General features: G+C 68.5%; 23 protein-coding genes and 2 pseudogenes. 14 read left to right on the top strand and 11 right to left on the bottom strand.

Annotation, left to right across the window (positions count from 1 at the left end; all coding sequences use genetic code 11):
- The first annotated feature begins 312 nt into the window (after positions 1–312).
- The 3 genes from ACWPN5_RS13300 to hmuQ all read left to right on the top strand — a co-directional run bounded on the left by ACWPN5_RS13300 (position 313) and on the right by hmuQ (position 3259).
- Positions 313–2004, top strand: coding sequence for a methyl-accepting chemotaxis protein (locus tag ACWPN5_RS13300; protein ID WP_492295781.1), 1692 nt, complete (start codon positions 313–315; stop codon positions 2002–2004).
- 133 nt (positions 2005–2137) lie between these two features.
- Positions 2138–2842, top strand: coding sequence for a regulator of G-protein signaling domain-containing protein (locus tag ACWPN5_RS13295; protein WP_137114815.1), 705 nt, complete (start codon positions 2138–2140; stop codon positions 2840–2842).
- 96 nt (positions 2843–2938) lie between these two features.
- A complete protein-coding gene (hmuQ, locus tag ACWPN5_RS13290; RefSeq protein WP_492295779.1) occupies positions 2939–3259 on the top strand; it encodes a heme-degrading protein HmuQ in 321 nt (106 codons plus the stop codon).
- Between the two features lie 22 nt (positions 3260–3281).
- On the opposite strand, the gene ACWPN5_RS13285 is transcribed toward hmuQ, so the two are convergent.
- Positions 3282–3761 (bottom strand): phosphate-starvation-inducible PsiE family protein, encoded by a 480-nt coding sequence (locus tag ACWPN5_RS13285; RefSeq protein ID WP_145688686.1) that lies wholly within the window; start codon positions 3759–3761, stop codon positions 3282–3284.
- Between the two features lie 250 nt (positions 3762–4011).
- Here ACWPN5_RS13285 and ACWPN5_RS13280 point away from each other — a divergent pair, with 250 nt between their 5' ends.
- The 4 genes from ACWPN5_RS13280 to ACWPN5_RS13265 all read left to right on the top strand — a co-directional run bounded on the left by ACWPN5_RS13280 (position 4012) and on the right by ACWPN5_RS13265 (position 7467).
- Positions 4012–5457, top strand: a complete 1446-nt coding sequence (locus ACWPN5_RS13280) for an NADP-dependent isocitrate dehydrogenase (RefSeq protein WP_145688688.1) — start codon at positions 4012–4014, stop codon at positions 5455–5457.
- Positions 5458–5535: 78 nt separating this feature from the next.
- The gene (locus tag ACWPN5_RS13275) at positions 5536–6117 is read left to right on the top strand and encodes a sigma-70 family RNA polymerase sigma factor (RefSeq protein ID WP_247888938.1); all 582 of its coding nucleotides are present in this window, start codon (positions 5536–5538) and stop codon (positions 6115–6117) included.
- Positions 6117–6908: an anti-sigma factor family protein gene (locus ACWPN5_RS13270; RefSeq protein ID WP_492295777.1), complete on the top strand. Its 792-nt coding sequence runs from the start codon at positions 6117–6119 to the stop codon at positions 6906–6908. Before ACWPN5_RS13275 ends, ACWPN5_RS13270 begins: the two co-directional genes overlap by 1 nt.
- A 175-nt stretch (positions 6909–7083) precedes the next feature.
- The gene (locus ACWPN5_RS13265) at positions 7084–7467 is read left to right on the top strand and encodes a GcrA family cell cycle regulator (RefSeq protein WP_114857504.1); all 384 of its coding nucleotides are present in this window, start codon (positions 7084–7086) and stop codon (positions 7465–7467) included.
- Between the two features lie 116 nt (positions 7468–7583).
- Here the strand turns inward: ACWPN5_RS13265 and ACWPN5_RS13260 are convergent, their stop codons facing one another.
- The 4 genes and pseudogenes from ACWPN5_RS13260 to ACWPN5_RS13245 form a co-directional block, all read right to left on the bottom strand.
- The gene (locus tag ACWPN5_RS13260) at positions 7584–8192 is read right to left on the bottom strand and encodes an exopolysaccharide biosynthesis protein (RefSeq protein ID WP_200479005.1); all 609 of its coding nucleotides are present in this window, start codon (positions 8190–8192) and stop codon (positions 7584–7586) included.
- A 91-nt stretch (positions 8193–8283) separates the two neighbouring features.
- Complete coding sequence (locus tag ACWPN5_RS13255; RefSeq protein WP_145688694.1) at positions 8284–8664, bottom strand: oxidoreductase; 381 nt, start codon at positions 8662–8664, stop codon at positions 8284–8286.
- A 156-nt stretch (positions 8665–8820) separates the two neighbouring features.
- Positions 8821–10045, bottom strand: a pseudogene (locus ACWPN5_RS13250) (NADP-dependent isocitrate dehydrogenase).
- A gap of 240 nt (positions 10046–10285) precedes the next feature.
- Positions 10286–10870, bottom strand: coding sequence for an LOG family protein (locus ACWPN5_RS13245; protein WP_145688707.1), 585 nt, complete (start codon positions 10868–10870; stop codon positions 10286–10288).
- A gap of 142 nt (positions 10871–11012) precedes the next feature.
- On the opposite strand from ACWPN5_RS13245, the gene ACWPN5_RS13240 reads away from it, so the two are divergent.
- Positions 11013–11249, top strand: a complete 237-nt coding sequence (locus tag ACWPN5_RS13240; RefSeq protein WP_200479006.1) for a hypothetical protein — start codon at positions 11013–11015, stop codon at positions 11247–11249.
- Positions 11250–11418: 169 nt separating this feature from the next.
- Positions 11419–12510, top strand: a complete 1092-nt coding sequence (locus ACWPN5_RS13235) for a LysM peptidoglycan-binding domain-containing protein (protein WP_200479007.1) — start codon at positions 11419–11421, stop codon at positions 12508–12510.
- A 17-nt stretch (positions 12511–12527) separates the two neighbouring features.
- Here the strand turns inward: ACWPN5_RS13235 and ACWPN5_RS13230 are convergent, their stop codons facing one another.
- Positions 12528–12992: a hypothetical protein gene (locus tag ACWPN5_RS13230; protein WP_145688717.1), complete on the bottom strand. Its 465-nt coding sequence runs from the start codon at positions 12990–12992 to the stop codon at positions 12528–12530.
- A gap of 127 nt (positions 12993–13119) precedes the next feature.
- Here ACWPN5_RS13230 and ACWPN5_RS13225 point away from each other — a divergent pair, with 127 nt between their 5' ends.
- On the top strand, positions 13120–13818 hold the full coding sequence (locus ACWPN5_RS13225) for a phosphatidylserine decarboxylase (protein ID WP_114857496.1): 699 nt from the start codon (positions 13120–13122) through the stop codon (positions 13816–13818).
- A complete protein-coding gene (pssA, locus tag ACWPN5_RS13220; protein WP_145688725.1) occupies positions 13815–14723 on the top strand; it encodes a CDP-diacylglycerol--serine O-phosphatidyltransferase in 909 nt (302 codons plus the stop codon). The genes ACWPN5_RS13225 and pssA overlap by 4 nt, the downstream gene beginning before the upstream one ends.
- A 194-nt stretch (positions 14724–14917) precedes the next feature.
- Here the strand turns inward: pssA and ACWPN5_RS13215 are convergent.
- Positions 14918–15085, bottom strand: a pseudogene (locus ACWPN5_RS13215) (hypothetical protein); the annotation flags it as partial.
- A gap of 359 nt (positions 15086–15444) precedes the next feature.
- Between ACWPN5_RS13215 and ACWPN5_RS13210 the strand changes: the two are divergent.
- Positions 15445–16035, top strand: a complete 591-nt coding sequence (locus ACWPN5_RS13210) for a GNAT family N-acetyltransferase (protein ID WP_492295772.1) — start codon at positions 15445–15447, stop codon at positions 16033–16035.
- Between the two features lie 23 nt (positions 16036–16058).
- Here the strand turns inward: ACWPN5_RS13210 and prmB are convergent, their stop codons facing one another.
- Together prmB and arsC are read right to left on the bottom strand one after the other, a co-directional pair.
- A complete protein-coding gene (prmB, locus tag ACWPN5_RS13205) occupies positions 16059–17000 on the bottom strand; it encodes a 50S ribosomal protein L3 N(5)-glutamine methyltransferase (protein WP_145688733.1) in 942 nt (313 codons plus the stop codon).
- Positions 17001–17342 carry an arsenate reductase (glutaredoxin) gene (gene arsC, locus ACWPN5_RS13200; RefSeq protein WP_492295770.1) on the bottom strand — a complete coding sequence of 114 codons (342 nt, stop codon included), beginning with the start codon at positions 17340–17342 and terminating at the stop codon, positions 17001–17003.
- Between the two features lie 208 nt (positions 17343–17550).
- Here arsC and serA point away from each other — a divergent pair, with 208 nt between their 5' ends.
- Both serA and ACWPN5_RS13190 read left to right on the top strand, forming a co-directional pair.
- Positions 17551–18798 (top strand): phosphoglycerate dehydrogenase, encoded by a 1248-nt coding sequence (gene serA, locus ACWPN5_RS13195; RefSeq protein ID WP_492295768.1) that lies wholly within the window; start codon positions 17551–17553, stop codon positions 18796–18798.
- Positions 18799–18930: 132 nt separating this feature from the next.
- Positions 18931–19596 carry a hypothetical protein gene (locus ACWPN5_RS13190; RefSeq protein ID WP_145688739.1) on the top strand — a complete coding sequence of 222 codons (666 nt, stop codon included), beginning with the start codon at positions 18931–18933 and terminating at the stop codon, positions 19594–19596.
- 150 nt (positions 19597–19746) lie between these two features.
- On the opposite strand, the gene ACWPN5_RS13185 is transcribed toward ACWPN5_RS13190, so the two are convergent.
- Positions 19747–20052 carry an HNH endonuclease gene (locus ACWPN5_RS13185; RefSeq protein ID WP_186466160.1) on the bottom strand — a complete coding sequence of 102 codons (306 nt, stop codon included), beginning with the start codon at positions 20050–20052 and terminating at the stop codon, positions 19747–19749.
- A gap of 37 nt (positions 20053–20089) precedes the next feature.
- Positions 20090–23164 (bottom strand): response regulator, encoded by a 3075-nt coding sequence (locus tag ACWPN5_RS13180; protein ID WP_492295765.1) that lies wholly within the window; start codon positions 23162–23164, stop codon positions 20090–20092.
- Positions 23165–23184: the final 20 nt, after the last annotated feature.

The following is a 23184-nucleotide window of genomic DNA, read 5'->3' as shown; positions in this document are numbered from 1 at the left end:
GAAGAGCTCGCCAATGTTTGATTACTCGAACTGATTTGCTTCGGAAACGGAACGAGTTTGCGGTTTTCATAGATCAAGAAATCCGAGTCGTAAAGTTAAGTATCTGAACATTACTCGAAATTGTATTACTATATGATACAATCGGGGTCGGGCTTTCCTTCGTTTTAAACATTGATCGTCATTTCTGCGACTTCTCGGCAACATTCGTGGGCAAAGCATTGCTGAGAATCGTTCTGCCTTGAACGCATACGATTGCACTACGAAGCATGAAGCTTCCCGTTCACAGCATGCAGTCGATGAGGGTCAGGGAAAATGGAGGGTGTTCTTGCGCGCATCAGCATCAGCGGCAAAATCTACAGCGTTGTCGCGATTCTGGGTGTGGTGGCCGCTATCATTGGTGGCGTCGGCTCGTTCGGAATGCAGGCGTATGACGACAAGTTCGACCAGATTCAGAACTGGTCCCGGCGCGCCCTGATCAACGAGCAGATCAACAGCCTGATTTACAAGGTCGTCATGGACAGCCGCGGCATCTATGCCGCGGATGGGACGGCGGACGCGACGCCCTACGCCAAGAACATTGTCGGCGCCACCAGCGAACTGGAAAAGCTCGTGGGCAAGCTCGAATCTCTGCTGCCTCCGGAAAGCAAGGCCGCTTTCGGCGAGACGCAGCAGACGGCCCGCGCCTTCGTCCTGCACCGCAACGAGGTTGCCCGTCTCGGCATAGAGGTCGGCCCGGACAAGGCGCGCGAGCACGGCGACACCCCCGAGGCCCGCGCGCTGCGCAGCAAGCTGGGCCAGTTCATGGAGAAGGCCTCCGAACGCAATATGCAGGGCATCGACAAGGCCAACGATGAGCTGACCGCTGTGAACAGCCTGATGACGACGCTCATGATGGTGGTCGGCATCGGCGGCGGACTCGGCGCGCTGGCGTTGAGCGTCCTGGTCGCGCGCGTCGGGATTTCCCGCCCGATCGCCGGAATCACCGGCGTCATGGAGCGGCTGGCAACGGGCGATACCTCGGTGACCGTTCCGGGCCTCGGCCGTGGCGACGAGATCGGCGGCATGGCCAAGGCGGTGGCGGTCTTCAAGGACAACGCCGTGGACCGCGAGCGCATGCGGGTCGCCGAGGAGGCGGAGCGCCTCGCCAAGGAGCGGCGCACCCACGCCGTCGAGGAACTGGTCCAGTCCTTCGACCGCAACGTCTCCGGCATCCTGCGCACCGTCGCCTCCGCCGCCACGGAGCTTGAGGCCACGGCGCAGAGCATGCTGACGACCGCCGACCAGACCAAGGGGCAGGCGGCCAGCACGGCGGCCGCGGCCGAGCAGGCGTCGGTCAACGTGCAGACCGTCGCCGCGGCGACCAACGAGCTGAGCGCGTCGATCAATGAGATCAGCGGTCAGGTGACGCGCTCGACCAACATCGCCAGCCACGCGGTGGGCGAGGCGCAGCAGACCAACGAGCGCGTCCAGGGCCTCGTCGCGCAGGCGCAGCGGATCGGCGACGTGGTGAAGCTGATCACCGACATCGCCAGCCAGACCAACCTGCTGGCGCTGAACGCGACGATCGAGGCGGCCCGCGCCGGCGAGGCCGGCAAGGGCTTCGCCGTCGTGGCGTCGGAAGTGAAGAACCTCGCCAACCAGACCGCCAAGGCGACCGAGGAGATCGCCTCCCAGATCGCCTCCATGCAGGAGGCCACCGGCGGGGCGGCGGCGGCCATCAACGGGATCGGCGACACCATCGGCACCATCAGCGAGATCGCCACGATCATCGCCTCGGCGGTCGAAGAGCAGGGGTCGGCGACCGGCGAGATCGCCCGCAACGTGCAGCAGGCCGCGCAGGGCACCCATCTGGTGACCACCAACATCACCGAAGTTAGCGACGGCGCCACCCAGACCGGCTCCGCCGCCACCCAGGTGCTGGGCGCCGCCGGCGAGTTGTCCCGCCAGTCGGAGGTCCTGCGGTCCGAGGTTGAGCGCTTCCTGGCCGGCATTCGCGCCGCGTAAGGGGCAGGGGGGAGCGGGCGGAGGGCGCCGGTCGCCTCCCGCCCATTTCCTCCTGAACGGACCGAACGGCGTTTGCCGGACCGAATTCCCGTTTCTATCGTCACGGCCAACCAGCGTTCGAAGGGAGAAGGCCGTGGCGAAATCCTATCTGGAGTCGTGGAAAAAGGCGAAGGACCGCTTCGAAAAGGCAACGGGCAAGAAGAAGCCCGACCCCAAGAGCCGCTTCGGCAAGCTGTTCAGCAAGATCAGCTCGACCGGCTTGGAGAGCGCGCTGAAGAGCTACGACGCCGCCACGACGATCAAGGACGCGCAGAAGCACGCCCGCGCCTTCCAGAGCGCGGCGGGCAACTACATCCCGACGCTCGATGCGGCCGGCAAGGCCGCCAAGCAGGACGGCGACACGGTCTACGCCGAGGCCTGCGCCGCCATGGTGGCGTCGCTGAGCAAGATCGCCGCCAACGTCGTGACGGATCTGGAGCGGTTCGACGATCTGCCCAAGGACATCGACGGGTACTTCAAGTCGCCTTACTGGTTCAAGCTGCTGCAGAAGCAGGCCAAGAAGGAATTCTCGATGGAGAACATCGAGCTGTACGACTTGATCCTGAAGCGCAAGCTTTCGAAGGAGGACGCGTCGGAAAAGGCCTATAAGGAATACGTCGACAGCAAGGCGCCCAAGGAAGTGAACATCAAGTCGGCAACTCGCAAAGCGTGCAAGCAGGCCGCCGATCAGGGCAAGTGGAAGGCCATCCCGTGGGATGACGTCTTGTTCGATCTGGGCATCAATCTGGCCGACACCATCGGGCGGCTGCACAGCGATCTCGCCAAGGGCGAGGTCTGACGGCCGGCGGGCGGTTGACGGGGCGGGCCTCCGTCGTCACCTTGAAGGCTCGGGTCGAAGGGTCCGCTTTCAGGGACGGCATCGGGAGGCTCCGCCATGTACATCGCCATGAACCGTTTCCGCGTGCGTCCGGACGCGGAACAGGACTTCGAGGAGGTCTGGCTGAACCGCGAGGTCCATCTGAACACGGTTCCGGGCTTCGTGGAGTTCCACATGCTGCGCGGCCCTCGTTACGAGGACCATCGCCTCTACTCATCCCACACCGTTTGGGAGTCGGAGGCGGATTTCCAGGCCTGGACCCGCTCGGAGGAGTTCCGCGCCGCCCATCGCGGGGCGGGCGACCGCAAGCCGCTCTATCTCGGCCCGCCGCAGTTCGAAGGCTTCGAGGTGATCCAGACCGTGGGGCGCGAGGGCTGAAGCGGCACCGCCGCGCGCGCGGTCAGCGCTTCAGCGCGTCCTCGTCGCCGATCAGGCGGTGGGCGATGGCGACGGTGATGAGGCCGGCGAGCAGAAGGCCGTACTGCCATAGGCTGGACCAGTCGCCCGTCTGCACGTCGCCCGCCACCGCCTGGACCGGGCGCACGATCAATTGCCGCAGCAGCGTGATCATCGCCACCTCCAGGAAGACCCGCAGGTGGAAGCGGTTGGTCCGCACATAGTCGACCTCCGCGGAGATCAGCGCGGACAGCGTCCAGACGATGAACAGCACGCCGAGCGCGTGCAGGAAGCCGTGCGCGAGCTGGTCCTTCTGGAAGGCCGCCCAGGCTTCGATGAAGAATTCCCAGACCACCATGGCGCTCGCCGCGACCAGGGCGATGGCCAGGACGACGTGCAGCAGCCCGTTGAAGGACTTCAGGGCGCGGATCAGGCCCTGTTCGAGAAGGGAGTTGGGCGCGGTGCGGGGAAGCGATTGCAGCATCGTGGCGTGTCGCAAGGTCGAAGGGTGCGGGAAGATAGAAGCCCAACCCGGCGGACGCCCCCGCCGTTTTGCCATTGCCGCCATGGGGAAAACGCAAGCATTGCAGATCAGCGTCAAGTCGCCGCATCAATGGTCCCGGCTTTGCAGGTGGAGAAAATCACCGCCCATTGAACTCCGGGCCTGATTTCGTCTAGGGTCGCCGCGGTCCCTCCGGCGTCGTTCCTTCGAGGGCTCCCCCAGGAGTGAATGGATGCGCGAAACCACCCCCATCACGGTCGCCCGCGGCGACGGCATCGGTCCGGAGATCACCGACGCGGTGCTTCACGTGATGGAGGCCGCCGGCGCCCGCCTGAAGGTGGAGGAGGTGCCGGCGGGCGAGCAGGTCTACCGCCGCGGCCATCTGGGCGGGCTGGACGCCGCCGGCTGGGGGTCGATCCGCCGCACCCGCGTCTTCCTGAAGGGGCCGATCACCACACCCCAGGGCTACGGCAACAAGTCGCTGAACGTCACCGCGCGGACCACGCTGGGGTTGTTCGCCAACGTGCGGCCCTGCGTGTCGCACCATCCCTATGTCCGGACGCGGCACCCGCGCATGGACGTGGTGATCATCCGCGAGAACGAGGAGGACCTCTACGCCGGGATCGAGCACCGCCAGACCGACGATGTGATCCAGTCGGTCAAGCTGATCTCCCGGCCGGGGTCTGAGCGCATCGTGCGCTACGCCTTCGACTACGCCCGCGCCAACCATCGGCGCAAGGTGACGGCCTTCGTCAAGGACAACGTCATGAAGATGACGGACGGGCTGTTCCTGAAGATCTTCAACGAGATCGCCGCCGAATATCCGGAGATCAAGGCCGACCACCTGATCGTCGACATCGGCGCCGCCCGTCTGGCCGACCAGCCGGAGCGCTTCGATGTGATCGTGACGCTGAACCTGTACGGCGACATCGTGTCGGACATCGCCGCCCAGATCACCGGCTCGGTCGGGCTGGCCGGGTCCGCCAACATCGGCGACGCCTGCGCCATGTTCGAGGCGATCCACGGCTCGGCGCCGATGATCGCGGGGCAGGGGATCGCCAACCCGTCGGGCCTGCTGATGGCCGCGGTGATGATGCTGGTCCACATCGGGCAGGGCGACGTGGCGGCGCGCATCCACAACGCCTGGCTCAAGACCATCGAGGATGGCGTCCACACCGTGGACATCTTCAACCGCGGGGTCAGCCGCCAGCGCGTCGGCACCCACGCCTTCACGAACGCGGTGGTGGAGCGGCTGGGCCAGATGCCGGTGACCCTGCCCACCGTCGGCTACGCCGTCACCGCGCGGCCCGCCTATGAGTCCGGGGTGCGGCTGTCGCCGCGCCGCAAGGCGGTGAAGGAGCTGGTCGGGGTGGACGTGTTCCTGCACTGGCCGGGCGGCAACCCGGACGAGCTGGCCGGGCTGGTCCTGCCGGTGGCCACCCCGGCGCTGCGCCTGTCCAGCATCTCCAACCGCTCGCAGAAGGTCTGGCCGGAGGGCAACATCGGCGTCTTCTGCACCGACCATTGGCGTTGCCGCTTCCTGGCGCCGGAGGGCGTGGCGGTCGGCCATGCCGACATCGTCGAGCTGCTGTCGGGCCTCGCCCGCGCCGGGCTGGACTTCACCCAGACCGAGAACCTGTGCAACTTCGACGGCAAGTCCGGCTTCTCGGCCACGTGACGCGCGAAGCGGTGGAATAATCCGCCGCCGCCGGGCGTCCAGACGGGCAGGACATCCTTCCAAGGGGAGCGCCGCCGCATGCCTTTGCCAAAGCCGCCTCCCGACCCTCCTCCAGCGGGCGGCCCGCCGGCCAATGGCCCTTCGGCCAATGGTCCGGTGGACGAGCGGGCCATCGCCGCGCAGGTGCCGCGGCTGCGCCGCTACGCCGCAGCACTGGCCGGCAACCTGTCCGACGCCGACGACCTTGTGCAGGACTGCATCGAGAAGGCGCTGGCCAACCGGCACACGCTGCGGGACGTCACCCGGCTTGGCGGCTGGCTGCTGTCGATCCTGCACAACCTGCACGTCTCCGGTCTGCGCTGGCGCCGCCGCCGCGGGCCGGAGGTGCCGGTGGAGGATCTCGCCAACGATCTGGCGCTCAGCGCCGCCCCCGCCGACCGGGCGGAGGTGCGGGATTTCGTGCGCGCCTTCAACCAGCTGTCGGAGGAGCACCGGGCCGTGCTGCTGCTGACCGGGCTGGAGGGGCTGTCCTACCGCGAGGCGGCGGAGGTGCTGGGGGTTCCGGTGGGAACCGTCATGTCGCGGCTGGCCCGCGCCCGGGAAAAGCTGCGCGTCCTGCTGGACGGCGGGACGGAGCAGGCGGTGAGGAGGATCAAGTGATGGACACCGAACCGGACGCCCCGGTGACCGAGGCCGACCTGCACGCCTGGATGGACGGCGAACTGCCGGAGGACCGGCGCAGCGAGGTCGAGCGCCATCTGGCCGGCAACCCCGATCTGGCCCGCCGCTTCGAGCGCTACCGCGCCCAGCGGGCGATGCTTCAGGACACCTTCGGCCCGCTGGTCGACCGTCCCTTGCCGGCGGCCCTGGTGCCGCCCTACGCCCGTACGGCCGGCCGGCCGGCGGTGCGCCCACGGCGCTGGCTTCCGGCGCTGGCCGCCGCGGCGGTGCTGCTGGTCTTCGTGGCCGGCGGGGCGGGGGGCTGGTGGCTGCGCGGCTGGTCGGGCGGGACGGGCGGCAGTGGCGCGGCCTTCGTCGCCGACGCGGTGGCGGCGCATCGGGTCTTCGCGGTGGAGGTCCGCCACCCCGTGGAGGTCGGCGCCGACCAGGAGGCGCATCTCGTGGGCTGGCTGTCCAAGCGCCTGGGCAAGCCCCTGCAGGCGCCGCGGCTGGCCGCGAAGGGCTATGATCTGGTGGGTGGGCGGCTGCTCTCCGACGCGCGGGGGCCGGCGGCCCAACTCATGTACCAGGATGCGGCCGGTCGCCGCATCACCCTGTACATCCGTCCGGCCTCCGGCGCGCCGGACACGTCCTTCCGTTTTGCCCAGGACGGCAGCGTTCAGGCTTTCTACTGGCGGGACAACGGTTTGGCGTGGGCGGTAACGGGCGACCTCGACCGAGTGACCCTTTCGGCCATAGCCGAGGAGGTGTACGGCGCGTTGAACTCATAACACCCACAGACTTATGCACAGGAATGTTGCTCAAGCCCCCTATCCCTCTATCCGGCCATCTGGTAGCTTGGCCGGCGTTGGGCACAAAATATTGCGCCTTATGGAAAACGGCCGTCTGGTCGGAAGGTATAGTGGTTAACCAAGTCACCGGTTACCGGACCACGGGAGACAGGGGATGAGTTGGACGGACGAACGGGTTCAGCAGCTTAAGGACCTCTGGGCCCAGGGGCTGAGCGCGAGTGAAATCGCGGACATCCTGGGCGACATCACCCGCAACGCGGTGATCGGGAAGGCGCACCGCCTCGGCTTGTCGGGACGCCCGTCGCCGATCAAGAAGAAGCCGACCCGCGGGGCGACGATCCTCGCCTTGACCGAGCGCATGTGCAAATGGCCGGTCGGCGATCCGAAGCACCAGGACTTCCATTTCTGCGGCAAGCCCTCGCTGCCCGGACTGCCGTACTGCGCCGAGCACGCGGCGGTGGCCTACCAGCCGGCGTCCTCCGGCAAGAAGCGCGACGAGGACCGCAACACCGGCGACCGCACCGTCGGCGCCGCTTAGACTCTGTCGGATTTCTCCGCCGGATCCCTCCGTCGGATTTCCGGATTTCGGGCGCTCTTCACGCGGGCGCCCGCCCGACACGGTGACCGGATCGGCAGCCGCAAGAGGAGCGCCGGTCAGATCGGCGCCGAAGTGATCGCCCACCAGCTTCCGGCGATCAGCATTGCCGACACGCCTGCCGCGGCCACGCCCAGACCGAGACCGGCGGCGACCGCCAGACCGTCCTTCACAATCAGCCCCAGCGCGATCACCAGCACCGCCAGACCGGGCAGGGTGTTGCCGAACGGGATGGGCAGGGCGATCAGAATTCCCATCACCAGCACGAAGAGGCCCAAGGGACGCTGCACCCCCTGATGGGTCAGCGATGGCCAGCGCGTGCGCAGCCGGGCCTCCAACCGCTCGATCAGCGGCGTTCCCTTCTCCACGATCTTTTCAAGCGTGCCGCGCGCGACGCGGCGGCGACCAAGCCAGCCCGGCACCTCCAGCCGGTCGCGGCCGACGATCATCTGTACCGCCACCAGCGCCAGCACCGTGCCGAAAATCAGTCCCGCCGGCAGCCCCGGCGTTGGAACCACGGCGGGGATCGCCAGCGCCAGCAGCAGGAAGCCCGGCGCACGATCGCCGAGATGGCCCAGCACCTCGCCCAGCGATGGCTTGTCGCCGGTCATGCGCCCGTGCAGCCGTTTGAGCAGCGCGGACGCCCGAGCCGGGTCCTTCGTGTCCATATCCTGTTCCAAATCCCTGTTCCATGGTTGCCGCGTGGATGTGGTGGCGCGGCGGCTCACCGGAAAGGGGGGCGCAGAACACGGGCGGGAGTCAGTACTCCTCGACCTCGTGCTTCAACTGCACGAGGCGGCCGCTCAGCAGCGACAGCATGAGCTGCACCACCATCTCGTGCACGATCAGCGTGTGGGTGTTGCCGCTGTCCTGCATGTGCTGGCGCAGCGCCTCGCGCACCGCCGGAACGCCGGTCACGTCGATCAGTACGTCCACCGCCGCGCCGAGCCGGGCGAGGTCCATGAAATCGGTCGTGGTGGCGACGCCGCGGTCGCGGGCGAGCCGCATGCCGGGCGCCTCGGCGTCGAGGTCGGCGACGCCGAGAATCTCGACGAAGGGAGCGTCCAGAAGCCGCGTCAGCAGCGGCGTTCCGGTTTCGCCGGCGCCGATCACGGCGATGCGGAAGATGTCCTTGGCCATGGGAAAGTCTCGAATTCCGGTTCGTCAGGTCCGCGCCGGCATCGTGCCGCGCGGGCAAGAAAAAAGCGGGGAGCCGAAACTCCCCGCCACAACCTTACCTCGACCCGGCGTCCCGTTTGACCGGGACGCGTCGTCGCACCTGACGCGGAATGCGCGTTACGCCGAGGCGGCCATCTTCTTCTGCAGGTTCTCGTCCAGCTTGTCGAGGAACTGCTTGGTGGTCAGCCAGGGCTGATCCGGACCGATGAGGATCGCGAGGTCCTTGGTCATGAAGCCCGAACTCGACGGTCTCGACGCAGACGCGCTCCAGCGTCTCGGCGAACTTCACCACGTCCGGCGTGTTGTCGAACTTGCCGCGGTAGGCGAGGCCCTGCGTCCAGGCGTAGATCGAGGCGATCGGGTTGGTGGAGGTCTCCTTGCCCTTCTGGTGCTCGCGGTAGTGGCGGGTCACCGTGCCGTGGGCGGCCTCCGCCTCGACGGTCTTGCCGTCCGGCGTGATCAGCACCGAGGTCATCAGGCCCAGCGAGCCGAAGCCCTGCGCCACGATGTCCGACTGCACGTCGCCGTCGTAGTTCTTGCAGGCCCACACGAAGCCGCCTTCCCACTTCAGGGCCGAAGCGACCATGTCGTCGATCAGGCGGTGTTCGTAGACCAGGCCCTTGGCCTTGAACTGGGCGGCGTAATGCTCGTCGAACACCTTCTGGAAGATGTCCTTGAAGCGCCCGTCATAGGCCTTGAGGATCGTGTTCTTGGTCGACAGGTAGACCGGGTAGCCGCGCTCCAGGCCGTACATGAAGCTGGAGTGGGCGAAGCCCTCGATCGACTCGTCCAGGTTGTACATGCCCATGGCGACGCCGGAGGCGGGGAAGTCGTACACCTCGTGCTCGATCGGCTCGCCGCCGCCTTCCGGCACCCACCGGATGCTCAGCTTGCCCTTGCCGGGGACGACGAAGTCGGTGGCCTTGTACTGGTCGCCGAAGGCGTGGCGACCGATGATGATCGGCTTGGTCCAGCCCGGAACGTAGCGCGGAACGTTGGAGCAGACGATCGGCTCGCGGAAGACGGTGCCGCCCAGGATGTTGCGGATCGTGCCGTTCGGCGACTTCCACATCTTCTTGAGATTGAACTCCGTCACCCGCGCCTCGTCCGGGGTGATGGTCGCGCACTTGACGCCGACGCCGTACTGCTTGATCGCGTTGGCCGATTCGACCGTCACCCGGTCGTCCGTCTTGTCGCGGTTCTCGACGCTGAGATCGTAGTATTTCAGGTCGATGTCGAGGTACGGCAGGATCAGCTTGTCCTTGATGAACTGCCAGATGATGCGCGTCATCTCGTCGCCGTCGAGTTCGACGACCGGATTGGCTACCTTGATCTTCGTCATGGGTGCGAGTTCTCCCCGAACGGGTAGGGGTTGTCTTATGCTTGGACGCCGGGCGCGCTGTGCGAGGGCACGGGCCGGGACCTCCATCCGAAGACGGGCCCCGGTTCCCCGGACGGAAACGGATGGCGGTTATATAGCACCGGGGCACCGCCGAAAGAAAGGACCGCGGGGCACCAAAACAGACGATATCGCGCTGAAAACGGCGCGATTTGCGCGATCTGGTCCTACCACTTGGTCTTTTCAGAGCTTTTGTGTGGGAATCTTCAGCGCGGGCTCCGGTTCATAGGCCAGCGCGGAAAACACGTCGTCCACGTCATCGACGACGGTGTACAGCGCGCGGTGCGCCGGCTGGGTGAAACCCTGCGCCACCGTATGGTCGATCAGGCCGAGCAAGGGGCGCCAGTAGCCGTCCACATCGGCGATCACCACCGGCTTGTCATGCAGACCCAGCTGCTTCCAGGTCAGAATCTCGAACGCCTCGTCGAGCGTGCCCAGACCGCCCGGCAGCACCACGAAGGCGTCGGCGCGGTCCACCATCATCCGCTTGCGGGTGTGCATGCTGTCGACGACGTGCAGTTCGGTCAGGCCGGTGTGCTCGATCTCGGCGGACTGGATGTGCTCCGGTATGATGCCGATGACCTGCCCTCCGGCGGCCAGCGCCGCGTCGGCGGCGATTCCCATAAGCCCGACGCGCCCGCCGCCGTAGATGAGCTGGATGCCCCGCCGGGCGAGTCCGTCGCCCAACATATGGGCGGCCTCCTTGTGGACAGCGGCGACGCGGCTGGATGAGCCGCAATAGACGCAGACGGAATTCGGGGCTTTCATCGCTCACCCTTTCTCGCCGAATGGGTACACGTTCCGGTGACTGTTCCGGCGCGCCCGGCGGGGTCACCTAAAGCAAGGGAATAGCAAAGCCGGGGCGGCGTCTACCCGGACATCGGACTTCAGCCCATCGGGAGGGAATATTATGGATTCGCGCGTCGTCAATGCCCTGGCCGCCATTTCGGTGGCCACGTTCCTGTTCCTCGGCTTTGGCGGGGGCTTCGGCGGCGGGATCGGCTTTCTGACCGGTGGGGGCAAGGCGAACGCTGGCGGCGCCACGGCGGCTCGCGCCACGGAGACCAGCGTCTCCGCGGCCGAACTGTCCTCGGGCGACCTGTCCTCCGGCCGCCATTCCGAGACGGTCGCCAAGCTGGACAAGTGAGCCCGCGGACGCGGGCGGTGGGACCGTGCCGCCCGGCGGCGCGAAGGCGGTGGGCCGGTCCCGATGCGGCTATGCGTCTGCTCCATCGGCGGTGTTCAGTTCCGCCGCCGCAATCTGCTATCCTGTCGCAAGCCGGCGTGTCCGCCGGCAATGATGCGGCGGTGCTCCGGTGAAGCAAGCTCTCCTGTTCGGCGGTGCGGCGACGGTCGCCGCGGCCGCCGTTGTCGCGTATCTGGCCTTCGATCCGGCGTCCGCGCCGGGCACCCGCGCCGGAACGGCCGGGTCCGGAACAACCGTCGCGCTGGGCAGCGTGACCCCGGCCAAGCCGCCGGCCAGCGCGCCCGCCCCGGCGAAAGCCGCGGAGGACCCCGCCGGTCCGCGCTTCGACATCGTGCGCGTCGCCCCGGATGGGGCCACCGTGATGGCCGGGCGCGCCACGCCGGGCTCGTCGGTGACCGTCCATGACGGGGAGCGCTCGCTGGGCTCCGTCAACGCCGACGCGCGCGGCGAATGGGTCCTTCTTCCCGACCAGCCCCTGGCTCCCGGAGCCCGCGAACTGAGCCTGTCGGAAAAGGCGACCCCCGCCGCCGAGCCGACCCCGTCGGAGCGCGTCGTGGTCGTCGTGGTGCCCGACCCGCCGCCCGCCACCGGCGGGGCGTCCTCGGACGCGCCGACCGGTCCGCTGGCCGGTCCGCTGGCCGTCGCCATGCCGCGCGGCGGGCTGGGCGACGGGCAGGGCGGCAGCACCGTCCTCCAGGCGCCCAAGGGGCCGGCCGCGCCGGCGACCCGCGGCGTGGCGGCCCCGCCGCCGCCGGGGGGCGTGTCTCTGGAAAGCATGGATTACGACGCCGCCGGGCAGGTCGCCATGGGCGGCCGGGCGCAGCCGGGCAGCGCCGTGCAGCTCTATCTCGACAATCTGCTGGTCGGGAGCGCCCACACCGACCCGAACGGTCAATGGCGGCTGCGCCCGGAGCGTGCCGTGGCGCCGGGCGTCTACACGCTGCGCGCCGATCAGGTCACCGATTCGGGCAAGGTCACCGCCCGCGTCGAGCTGCCGGTGCAGGTGTCGGAGGTTCCGGCCAACCTGCCGGACGGCCGGTCGATGGTCGTCCAGCCCGGCAACAGCCTGTGGCGGATCGCCCGCTCCACCTACGGGCGCGGCGTGCAGTACACGATGATCTACGAGGCCAACCGCGGCCAGATCCGCGACCCGGACCTGATCTACCCCGGCCAGATCTTCGCGCTGCCGGTCTCGAACTGAGCGTTTTCGATCCGGGCTTACAGATAGGGAGCAAGCAGGCGCAGGAAGGGGCGCGCCTGCTGGAGCGCGACCACCGTCTGGTGGATGAGATCCTCCGGCGTTGCCTGCCCCTCGAACTCGGCTTCGGAGAACAGCAGGATCTTTTGGCCTTCCTGGATGAGGAAGCGGGTGCCCCGACGGTCCTGGATGCCGCGCAGGATCGCCAGGAGCTGGCGCCGCCGCTCCGGCGACTGGGCGGTGTAAGGGATGTGGCCGATCTCCGCCCACACCTGCGACCGCGACGTTTCCCCGTCGAAGCCGACAGCGATGCTGAAGGGCAGCCCGTCGGCCATGAAGTGCAGCCGCGCCGGGCGCGGCGGCTGGGCGATGCCCAGCACGCCCTCGGGAGTCATCACGAAGGTGTCGGGGCTGAAGGGCAGGGCGGTCTGCGAGACCTGCGCGAGCGACGGCATGGCCTGAAGGCGGGCGGCGGGAACGGACACGGGGGCTCGCTCATTCCTGTGGTGTCGGTGGCGTCACTCTGCTCCTTCCCTGCTAAAATTCTGTAAAGGGCGGGGGATGCTGTCTAGAATGCGCCGCTCCAACGATCCGAGGCTGAAGTAACCGGCGATGTCCGCCCTCAACACCGTAGTCGTTCCGATCCACCGCGCCGGCTGGCCGTTCATCGCCGCCTTCGCCGTGGTCTCCCTGATTCTCGGGCTTGCCGTGGCGAAACCGCTGGGCTGGCTGGGTCTCGTCCTCACCCTGTGGTGCGTGTATTTCTTCCGTGATCCCGATCGCGTGACGCCGACGCGGCCCGGCCTGCTGGTCAGCCCCGCCGATGGGCGCGTGACCATGATCGTTCCCGCGGTTCCGCCGCCGGAACTGGGCATGGGCGACACGCCGCTGACCCGCGTGAGCATCTTCCTCAACGTCTTCAACGTGCACGTCAACCGCGTGCCGGCGGACGGCACGGTGGTCGCGGCGGAGTATCACAAGGGCACCTTCGTGAACGCCGCGCTGGACAAGGCCAGCGAGGAGAACGAGCGCGCCGCCTTCCGCCACCGTCTTCCCGACGGGCGTGAGATTGCCTATGTGCAGATCGCCGGCCTCGTCGCCCGCCGCATCCTCTACTGGGTGAAGGCCGGCCAGGAGGTCAAGGCGGGCGAGCGGTTCGGCCTGATCCGATTCGGCAGCCGCACCGACGTCTATCTGCCGGACGGCGTCGTCCCGCTGGTCTGCGTCGGGCAGACGGCGATCGGCGGCGAGACCGTGCTGGCCGACCTGACCGCCACCGAACCGCAACGGCAGGGGGATGTCCGCCGATGAAGCGACCGGTCTTCAAGCCGGCAGTGTTCCGCAAGCGCCGGGCGCGCCGCCCGCATCCGCGGCTGAAGGGGTTGTCGATCAACCATCTTCTGCCCAACGTGCTGACGGTGCTGGCGCTGTGCTCCGGCCTGACGGCCATCCGCTTCGCCATGCACGAGCGCTGGGAGCAGGCGGTCGTCTGCATCGTCATCGCCGCGATCCTCGACGCGCTGGACGGGCGGATCGCCCGCCTGCTGAACGGGCAGAGCAAGTTCGGCGCGGAGCTGGACAGCCTGTCCGACGTCATCAGCTTCGGCGTGGCCCCCGCTTTCCTAATGTATCTGTGGGCGCTGAACGGCGCCGGCAGTCTGGGCTGGATCGCCGCCATGGCCTACGCGGTCTGCGCGGCGCTGCGGCTGGCCCGCTTCAACTCGCGCCTGGACGTCGACCTGCCGCCCTGGGCCTTCAACTACTTCACCGGGGTTCCCGCGCCGGCGGGCGCCGGTCTGGCCGTTCTTCCCATGGTCATCGGCTTCGAGGCCGGGCCGGACATCGCCGGCCACCCGGCCGTCGTCGTGCCCTGGACGCTGGCGATGGGCGGGCTGATGGTCAGCACGCTGCCCACCTTCTCCTTCAAGGGGATGCGGGTGCCGACCCAGTATGTGGTGCCGGGTCTGGTCGGCGTCGGGCTGCTCGCCGCCTCGCTGGTCAGCCAGCCCTGGTGGACGCTGGCCTTCCTCGGGCTGGCCTATCTGGCGAGCCTGCCCTTTTCGGTGGCGCAGTTCCGCAAGCTGCAGCAGGCCGCCCAACTGATGAAGGAGACGGAGGAGGCCCCGGCGGAGGAGGCGGTGGCCGCCGCCCCGGAAACGCCGCCTTCGTCGCCTGAGGTGGTGTCTGAAAAGACCAGGACGCCCTCGTCCGACTGACGCCGGACGCCCGCCCTCGCCGTCATTCGGCGGCGGCGGGCAGGTCCAGCGGCAGGGTCCGTTCGGTCACCGCGACCGCGAGCACCATCGGGATCTGGCGCAGGCAGTTGCCGACATGGTTCGAACTCCGCGGCCACCATGCCGGTCATCTCGACCTCCACCGTCAGCTCGTCGCCCAGCAGGCGGCTGTTCAGCGACAGCGGAACGAGGCCGCGCTTGGCGAACAGCTCCAGCACGCGGGGCAGGGTGCCGGGATCGGCGTCGGCCTGCACGGCGAAGCGGACGAGACGGTTCGGATCGGTCGGACGGGATTCGGCGGCGGGCGCCGCCAGCGTGACGGCGGACAATGTGACGGTGGACATGGGTCGCTCTTACCTTGGTCTTGAGTCGATGAGTGCAGGGTCAGACCTGCAGACGCGCGAAAACCCCGGCTCTCACACGAGAACCGGGCTGCTAATTCGCAGACCCAGGGTAAGGTGACGATCCATCATGACCACCAGGATAGGGCGATGGGCGGCCATGGTCAATGGAGTCGGGGAGTGAAGCTCATTACCCCTCTCCCCAGAGGGGAGAGGGTGGCCCAAAGGGCCGGTGAGGGGGTTGCGCGTTTCCGGCACGTCCGGCAAAAGCGCAACCCCCTCACCCTAGCCCTCTCCCCAGAGGGAGAGGCGACATAGGCGGCGGCAACCAATAAATTCCATCCGACAGGACACGCGAAGCCATGAACGACAACGGCATCCACATCCGTCCGGCCGAGCCGGACGACGCGCCGGACTTGGCGCGGCTCATCGACATGGCCGGCGGCGGCGTCTACGAGTTCCTGCTCGACGGGCTGGTGCCCGGCCAGACGGCGGCGGAAATGCTGGTGCCGGGTCTGGCGGGCACATCGGGTTCCTTCTCCCACCGCCATTCGGGCGTCGCGGAGATGGCCGGGCGGATTGTCGGGGTCGCCCACGCCTACCCGGTGGACTGGATCAAGACCCAGGATTACAGCGGGCTGCCCGTCGACCGGCTGGCCCACATGGAGGACTTCAACCGGGTGCACGACTGGGGCAGCTATTTCCTGTCGGCGCTGGCCGTCGACCCGGCATGGCGCCGCCGCGGCATCGCCTCCCAACTCCTTGCCTGGGTCTACGAGCGGGCGCGCCGCGGCCGGTTCGACCGGGTGACCCTGCATGTCTGGGCCGACAACGCCGACGCCCGCCAACTCTACGCCAAGGAAGGCTTCGCCGAGATCGGCCGCGCCGAGATCCCCTGGCACGAGCGGTTGCCGCACCAGGGGGGAAGCGTGCTGCTCCGGCGTCCGGTCTGAGCCCGGCCTGATCGGCGGTCCGGTTACTTGCCCGGCTTCAGCTGGTCGCGGGTCAGCCAGAAGACCTCGCCGAAGCTGTTCGCGGTCTCCACCCAGAAGAAATCGAGGTCCGGATACTCGGCTTCCAGGATCTCGCGGCCCGTGCCGAACTCGCAGAGCAGACCGCCCTCCGGAGTGAGGTGCTTGGGCGCCTCCTTGAGGATGCGGCGCACGATGTCCAGCCCGTCGTCGCCCGACGCCAGGGCCATCTGCGGCTCGTGGCGGAACTCCGGCGGCAGGTTGGCCATCGCCTCGGCGTCCACATAGGGCGGGTTGGTGATGATGACATCGTACTTGCGGTTCTTCAGCGGCGCGAACAGGTCGCCGTGGTGCAGGGCGATGCGGTCCTCGAACCCGCTGTCGGCGACGTTGCGCTTGGCCACCTCCAGCGCGTCGGCGGACAGGTCCACCGCGTCCACCTGGGCCTCCGGGAAGATCTGTGCGGCCAGGATGGCGAGGCAGCCGGAGCCGGTGCACAGGTCGAGCACCCGCTCCACCTCCGTCGGGTCCTCCACCAGCGTGAAGTCGTCGCCGCCGATCAGGTCGGAGAACAGGATTTCCCCGATGTAGGAGCGCGGGACGATCACCCGCTCGTCCACATAGAAGGGGATGCCCTGGATGTAGGCCTTGTTCAGCAGGTAGGAGGCCGGCTTGCGCGTCTCCACGCGGGCGTGCAGCAGGTCGGCGACCTTGCGGCGCTCCGCCAGGGTCAGGCGGGCGTCCACATAGGGGTCGAGCTGGTCGATGGGCAGGCTCAGCCCTTCCAGCACCATGAACACCGCCTCGTCATGGGCGTTGGTGGTGCCGTGGCCGTAGTCCAGATCGGCCTCGGTGAAGCGGCTGACGCCGTAGCGGATCAGGTCGCGGACGGTGCGCAGCTCGGTCGCCGCGTCGGCGGGGGTGAGGTCCAGGGAGGGCTTGGTCACTTACAGGATCTCCAGAACGCTTTCCGGCGGACGGCCCACGCGGGCCTTGTCGCCCGTGACGACGATGGGCCGCTCGATGGCGGCGGGGTTGGCGGACAATGCGTCGATCAGGGCGTCGCCGTCGAGATCCTTGGCGATCCCGGCCTCCGCCGCCTCCTTGGCGCGCAAAATGTCGCGCGGGCCCTTGCCCAGCTTGCCCAGGATGGTCTTCAGCTCGGCGGGGGTGGGCGGGGTCTTCAGATACTCGACGACGGTGGGCTCGACGCCCCGGGACCTCAGAAGCTCCAGCGTCTGGCGCGACTTGGTGCAGCGCGGGTTGTGGTAGATGGTGATGTCGCTCATCCTGGTTTTTCCCTCGCTCTTGCCGGCCCAGTGATTGCCTTCGCCAGGAATACACCCGCCCCGCGTGCGGCGCCAACCCGCCATGCGGAATGGCGGCGGCAACGCAACATCCCTCGCGTGACAAGGCCGGCGCTTGGCATTACCTTGCGCGCTCGCATTATTGGCGGCCCGCCGCGTGCGGGGCCATTCATTTCGACGGATGCCGGCCGTGACGAAGCTCTCGCTCTCCAAGGACAAGATCAACATCCTGCTGCTCGAAGGCGTTCACGACAACGCCATCAACGAGCTGGCGCATGGCGGTTACGCCACCGTGGAGCGCCTGCCGCACGCGCTGGACGAATCGGAGCTGCTGGAGCGCATCGGGTCCGTCCATATGCTGGGCATCCGCTCGCGCACCCATCTGACCGCCAAGGTTCTTGAGGCCGCGACCCGCCTGTTCAGCGTCGGCTGCTTCTGCATCGGCACGAATCAGGTCGATTTGAAGGCCGCGCGCCGACTCGGCATCCCGGTCTTCAACGCGCCCTATTCGAACACCCGGTCGGTGGCGGAGCTGGTGATCGGCGAGGTCATCATGCTGATGCGCGGCATCTTCTCGAAGTCGAACCTCGTGCACGGCGGCGGCTGGATGAAGTCGGCCAAGGACTTGTACGAGATCCGCGGCAAGACGCTGGGCATCGTCGGCTACGGCCACATCGGCACCCAGGTGTCGATCATGGCCGAATCGATGGGCATGAAGGTCCGCTACTACGACGTCGTGAACAAGCTGGCGCTCGGCAACGCGCAGCCCTGTCACTCGCTGGAGGAGCTGCTGGCGGTGTCCGATGTGGTAACCCTGCACGTCCCCGACACCGCGCAGACCCGCGACATGATCGGCGAGGCGCAGATCCGCGCCATGAAGAAGGGCGCCCACCTGATCAACGCCGCCCGCGGCAAGGTCGTGGTGATCGAGGCGCTGGCCGCCGCCCTGAAGGACAAGCATCTGCTGGGTGCCGCCATCGACGTGTTCCCGAAGGAGCCGGGCGGCGACAAGGAGGTGTTCGAGAGCGCGCTGCGCGGGCTCGACAACGTCATCCTGACCCCGCACATCGGCGGCTCGACGATGGAGGCCCAGGCCAACATCGGCACCGAGGTGTCGCAGAAGCTGATCGAGTATTCGGACAACGGTTCGACCATGGGCGCCGTGAACTTCCCGCAGGTCGGCCTGCCGGTCGTCCACGCCGGCAGCACCCGCTTCCTGCACGTCCACGAGAACCGTCCGGGCGTGCTGCGCAAGATCAACGAGGTCTTCTCGGGCCGCAACCTGAACATCGCCGCGCAGTATCTCCAGACCGACCCGGAGCTGGGCTACGTCGTGGTGGATGTCGACGGCGACGTGGACGAGAGCGAGGTGGCGAGCGACCTGCGCGCCATCGAAGGCACGCTGAAGGCCCGCTACCTCTATCCGGGCAAGCGCTGAGACGTTGCGGCCCTTGCTCTCGGCGGGGGCCGCACCGACATAGGCGGAATGACCCTCCGCCTGTATCGACCGCGTCTGCGCGCCGGCCTCCTGACGCTCCTGTGCCTGGGTGGGGGAGGGCTTTGCTTCGCGGTGCCTGCGGCCGCGCAAACCGCGGTCGCCCAAGGCGGGGTCGCCGCCTGTCCGGACTTCGCGCCGGCCCGCGTGGTCCTTGATCTGCAGATCGCACCGCTGCGCACCGACTACAGCCAGTCGATCCGGCAGCTTGCCCAGAAGCCGGGGCGGCGCCCGGTCGCGGGGCGGACCGCCAATTCCCACACGCTGGGGTTGGCGGCCATCCAGTACAATCAGCAATGGCAGGCCGGAGTCATGACGGCGTCGCTGGGGCAGGGCCGCTACTGCGGCGCGGCGCAGACACTGACCGTCACCTTCGGTTATGACGAGCGGACCGTCTATGTCGCCCGCGAGCTGCCGCAGGGCAGTTGCATCCACGGCGAGGTCCTGGCCCACGAGATGCGCCACGTCACGGTGGACGAGCAGCTTCTGCGCGAGTATGTGCCGGTCCTGAAGCGCCGGCTGGAGGAGGTGGTCGGCCGCGCCGGCCCGGCCCAAGGGCGCTCCGAGCGGCAGGTCATGGCGGCGATCGAGCAGCCGATCAAGGCGGCGATGCGCCAGCTGATGGAGGAGTTCGGGCGCGAGCGGAACGCGCGTCAGGCCCGCATCGACACCCCGGCCGAGTACGAGCGCATCGGCCAGTCCTGCAACGGCGAGATCAACCGCTACCTCGGGCGCGTGTAAAGACTCCCCTCTCCCGTCCCGGGAGAGGGAGGGGCCCGCCGCGAAGCGGTGGGAGGGTGAGGGTACTGCCAAGAATCCGCGCTCTGATCCTTGGACGACCCTCACCCGGCCCTTCGGGCCACCCTCTCCCGAGGCGGGAGAGGGATTTCGTCACCGCCGGCGGCCGCGTCCGGAGGCGTGGCGGTCGATGAATTCCGGCGGCTTGCGCGACACCCAGCGCAGAAAGGCGGCGATGTCCGGGTGGGCGCGCAGGCTGGCGATGGTGTGGTAGTGGTCGCGCAACTCCGCCTCGCTCAGCACCGTGTGGATCTTGGCGTGGCAGATGCGGTGCATGGTCACGGTGTCCCGTCCGCCGTAGGTGCGGGGGATCAGGTGATGCTCGTTCAGGCTGGGGCCGGGCACCATCGGACGCCCGCAGAGCGGGCAAGGCGGATGGAACGGGGCGGGCGGCGGCATCGGGCGTCCGGTCGGGCGTCTGGGCGGGCGGCGGCCGTCAGGTCGGAGGCGCCGGGGGCAGGGCGGCGCGGATGCGCGCGACCAGCTCGTCGGCCTGATAGGGCTTCTGCAGGATGGGCAGCCCGTCCAGCGCCGAAGCCCGCTGGATCTCCGCATAGCCGGTGACCATCAGGACCGGCAGGCCGGGGCGCCGGACCCGCAACTCCCGCACAAGCTCCAGCCCCGTCATGCCGGGCATCGCGTAATCGGTCAGCACGAGGTCCACCTCCGGGTCGCGGGCGAAGGCGTCCAGCGCATCGGGGCCGCTGGACGCCTCCATGATGCGGAAACCGGCATGCTCCAGAACCGTTGCGGTCGCCATGCGGACCAGCGCCTCGTCCTCCACCAGCAGGATGGTGGCGGGGCGGGGCGGGGACTGGACGGCGGCGGGCGGTTCGGCATCGTGGCCCGCCTCCTCCTCGGCGTCGGCCCGCGGCAGATAGAGCGTGACCGTCGTTCCGGTGCCCAGCCGGGTCGTCAGGACCACCGTCCCGCCGGACTGCGCGGCCAAGCCGTGCACCATCGACAGGCCCAGGCCGGTGCCGTGCCCGACGCCCTTCGTCGTGAAGAAGGGTTCGAAGGCGCGGGCCGCCGTCTCCTCGCTCATGCCGCTGCCGGTGTCGGTGACGGCGATGGACACGCAGTCCCCGGCCGCGAGGTCGAGCGGCCGTCCCTCCATGTCGTCCGGGCAATTGCCGGTGCGGATGGTCAGGGTGCCGCCCGCCGTCATGGCGTCCCGCGCGTTGATGGCGAGGTTGAGGATGGCCATTTCAAGCTGGTTCGGGTCGACCCGCGCCGGCCACAGGCTGGGGTCCGTCTCCGTCACGATGCGCGTGGTGCCGCCCAGCGTGCGCTCCAGCAGCCCGCCCATGCCGGTGACCAGGGCGCCGACGTCGACCGTCTTCGGCTCCAGCCGCTGCCGGCGGGAAAAGGCCAGCAGATGCTGGGTCAGGGTGGCGCCGCGCTCCACCGCCTTCTCCGCCATGTCGAGGGCCTGGGGGTGGGTGGACCCTCCGCTTTCCCCGGCGGCCCGCAGCAGGTAGAGCGAAGTCCCGATGGCCTGGAGCAGGTTGTTGAAGTCGTGGGCGATGCCGCCGGTGAGCTGGCCGATGGCCTCCATCTTGCGGGCTTGGTGGAGCGTCTCCTCGATCTCGCGCAGGGCCTGGCCGGTGCGCTCCCGCTCCTCGACGTCGCGGGCGACGTGGTAGGCGCCGATGCGCCGCCCGCTGGAATCCAGGATGGTGCCGAAGGCCAGCTCGTAGCGCTTGCGCTGCAACGTGGGGTCGCCCAGCTCCTCCACGATGGTGAAACGCTCCCCGCCGAGCGCGCGGCTCCACAGCGATTCCATGGTGATCTGCGCGGTGGGCAGATGCTCCATCATCTCGGGCAGGCGCTGGCCGATGGCCGGGCGGTGGCCGTACAGTGCCTCGACCTCCCGCTGGTAGGCACCGTTGAACAGGATGTAGCGAAGCTCCTGGTCCACCGCGACGATCAGGTCGGTGGAGCTTTCGATGATCGCGGCGAACAGGCGGCGGTCGGAGGCGTGGCGGTCCACCAGCTCGCCCAGCTGCATCTCATGGGCGCGCCGCCGCTCCGTCACGTCCTCCAGGATGCCGACGGCGCGGGTGGTGCCGTCCGGGTCGGTCAGGCAGGAGCCGCGCATGGCCAGCCAACGCACCTGTCCGTCAGGCGAGCCCACGGGGAACTCCGCCTCCAGCTCGCCCTTCGACGGGTCGTCGCGGAAGAGGGCGGCGCGGACGGCGTTGCGGTGGTCGGCCGCGACGTTGCGGATCCAGGATTCGACCGAGGCCCCGTCGAGCACCGGGACGCCCAGCAGGGCCGCGGTGTGGTCCGAGCCGTGGAAGCGGCGGCTGCGCGTGTCGAAGCGCCAGACTCCCAGCCCGACCACCTCCATGACCAGCCGCTGCTGGGCCTCGCTGTCGCGCAGGCGGCGGGCCGCCCGGTTCAGCGCGCCGGCCACCGCGTTGACCTCGCGGATCGGCGCGGGGGCGGTCATCATCAGCGCGGCGTGCGGGCCGTCGCGCCCCAGCGCCAGGGCGGAACCGGCCAGCGCGGCCACCGGATCGGCGATGCGCCGCCCGACCACCAGAGCCATCGCGAGACTGACGATCAGCAGGATGCCGCCGCCGCATAAGACCAGCGTGACCGAGCGGCGCATGGGCTCGGTGATCAGCTCCTGCGGGACGCCGACGGCGACGGTCCAGCCCGACATCTCCGACCGGGCGAAGGCGTTGAACAGCGGCGTGCCATCCCGCGCCACGATGCCGAAGGAGCCGGAACTGGCCGAGGCGGTCCGGCGGAACACCTCCGCGGAAACCGGCGTGCCGGTGAAGGTCTCCTGCGAGGCGGTGCGGGTGATGACGACGCCCTGACGGTCCCACAGCGCGGCGACCCAGCCGTCCGGAAGCCCCTGCTGGCGCAGCACCTCGATGAACATCTCGGTCGGGATGCTCATGGCCAGCACACGCTCCGACGGTCCGTTCCGGGTGATCGGCAGCGCGACGGCGACCAGGGGGCGTTGGGCGACCGAGCCCATGAAGATTTCGGAGATCTGGGTCTGTCCGCTGTCCGCCGTCCGCCGGACCAGACCGGTCACCGCGGCGCGGGGAAGCGGCTCGCCGAACGGGCGGCGCGTGTTGATCAACTGCTGGCCCTGGGCGTTGCTCAGGACGATGTGGACGCCCTCGCGCCGGGCGCCCTTGTGCTGGAGCACTTCGGTCGCCTGCCGGTGGAAGGCGGCGAGATCGCCCCGCTCCAGATGGGGGGAGGTGGTCAGGACCTGGAGCGCCGTCTCCATCGCCATGAGTTCGCGGTCCACCGCGACGGCCAGGGTCCGCGCCAGATCCTGGCCGGACCGCTCGATCGCCGCGCTCTGCGTCTCGGCCATGCGGAAGACCGTCCAGCCGGCGAAGCCCAGCATCGGCAGAAGCGCCGCCATAACCAGCAGCACCAGCCCGGTGCGCAGCGACAGGCCGCCGATCCAGGCTTGGTCGTCGCCCGCCACGCTGTCGTTGGCGGCGGTGGCGTCGTCATCCTGAGCGTGCACAGGCACGAGTTGTCATGCTCCGGTAT

It is taken from the genome of Azospirillum sp. UENF 211521 (assembly GCF_058780535.1).
This window is presented reverse-complemented; position numbering and strand designations above follow the sequence as displayed.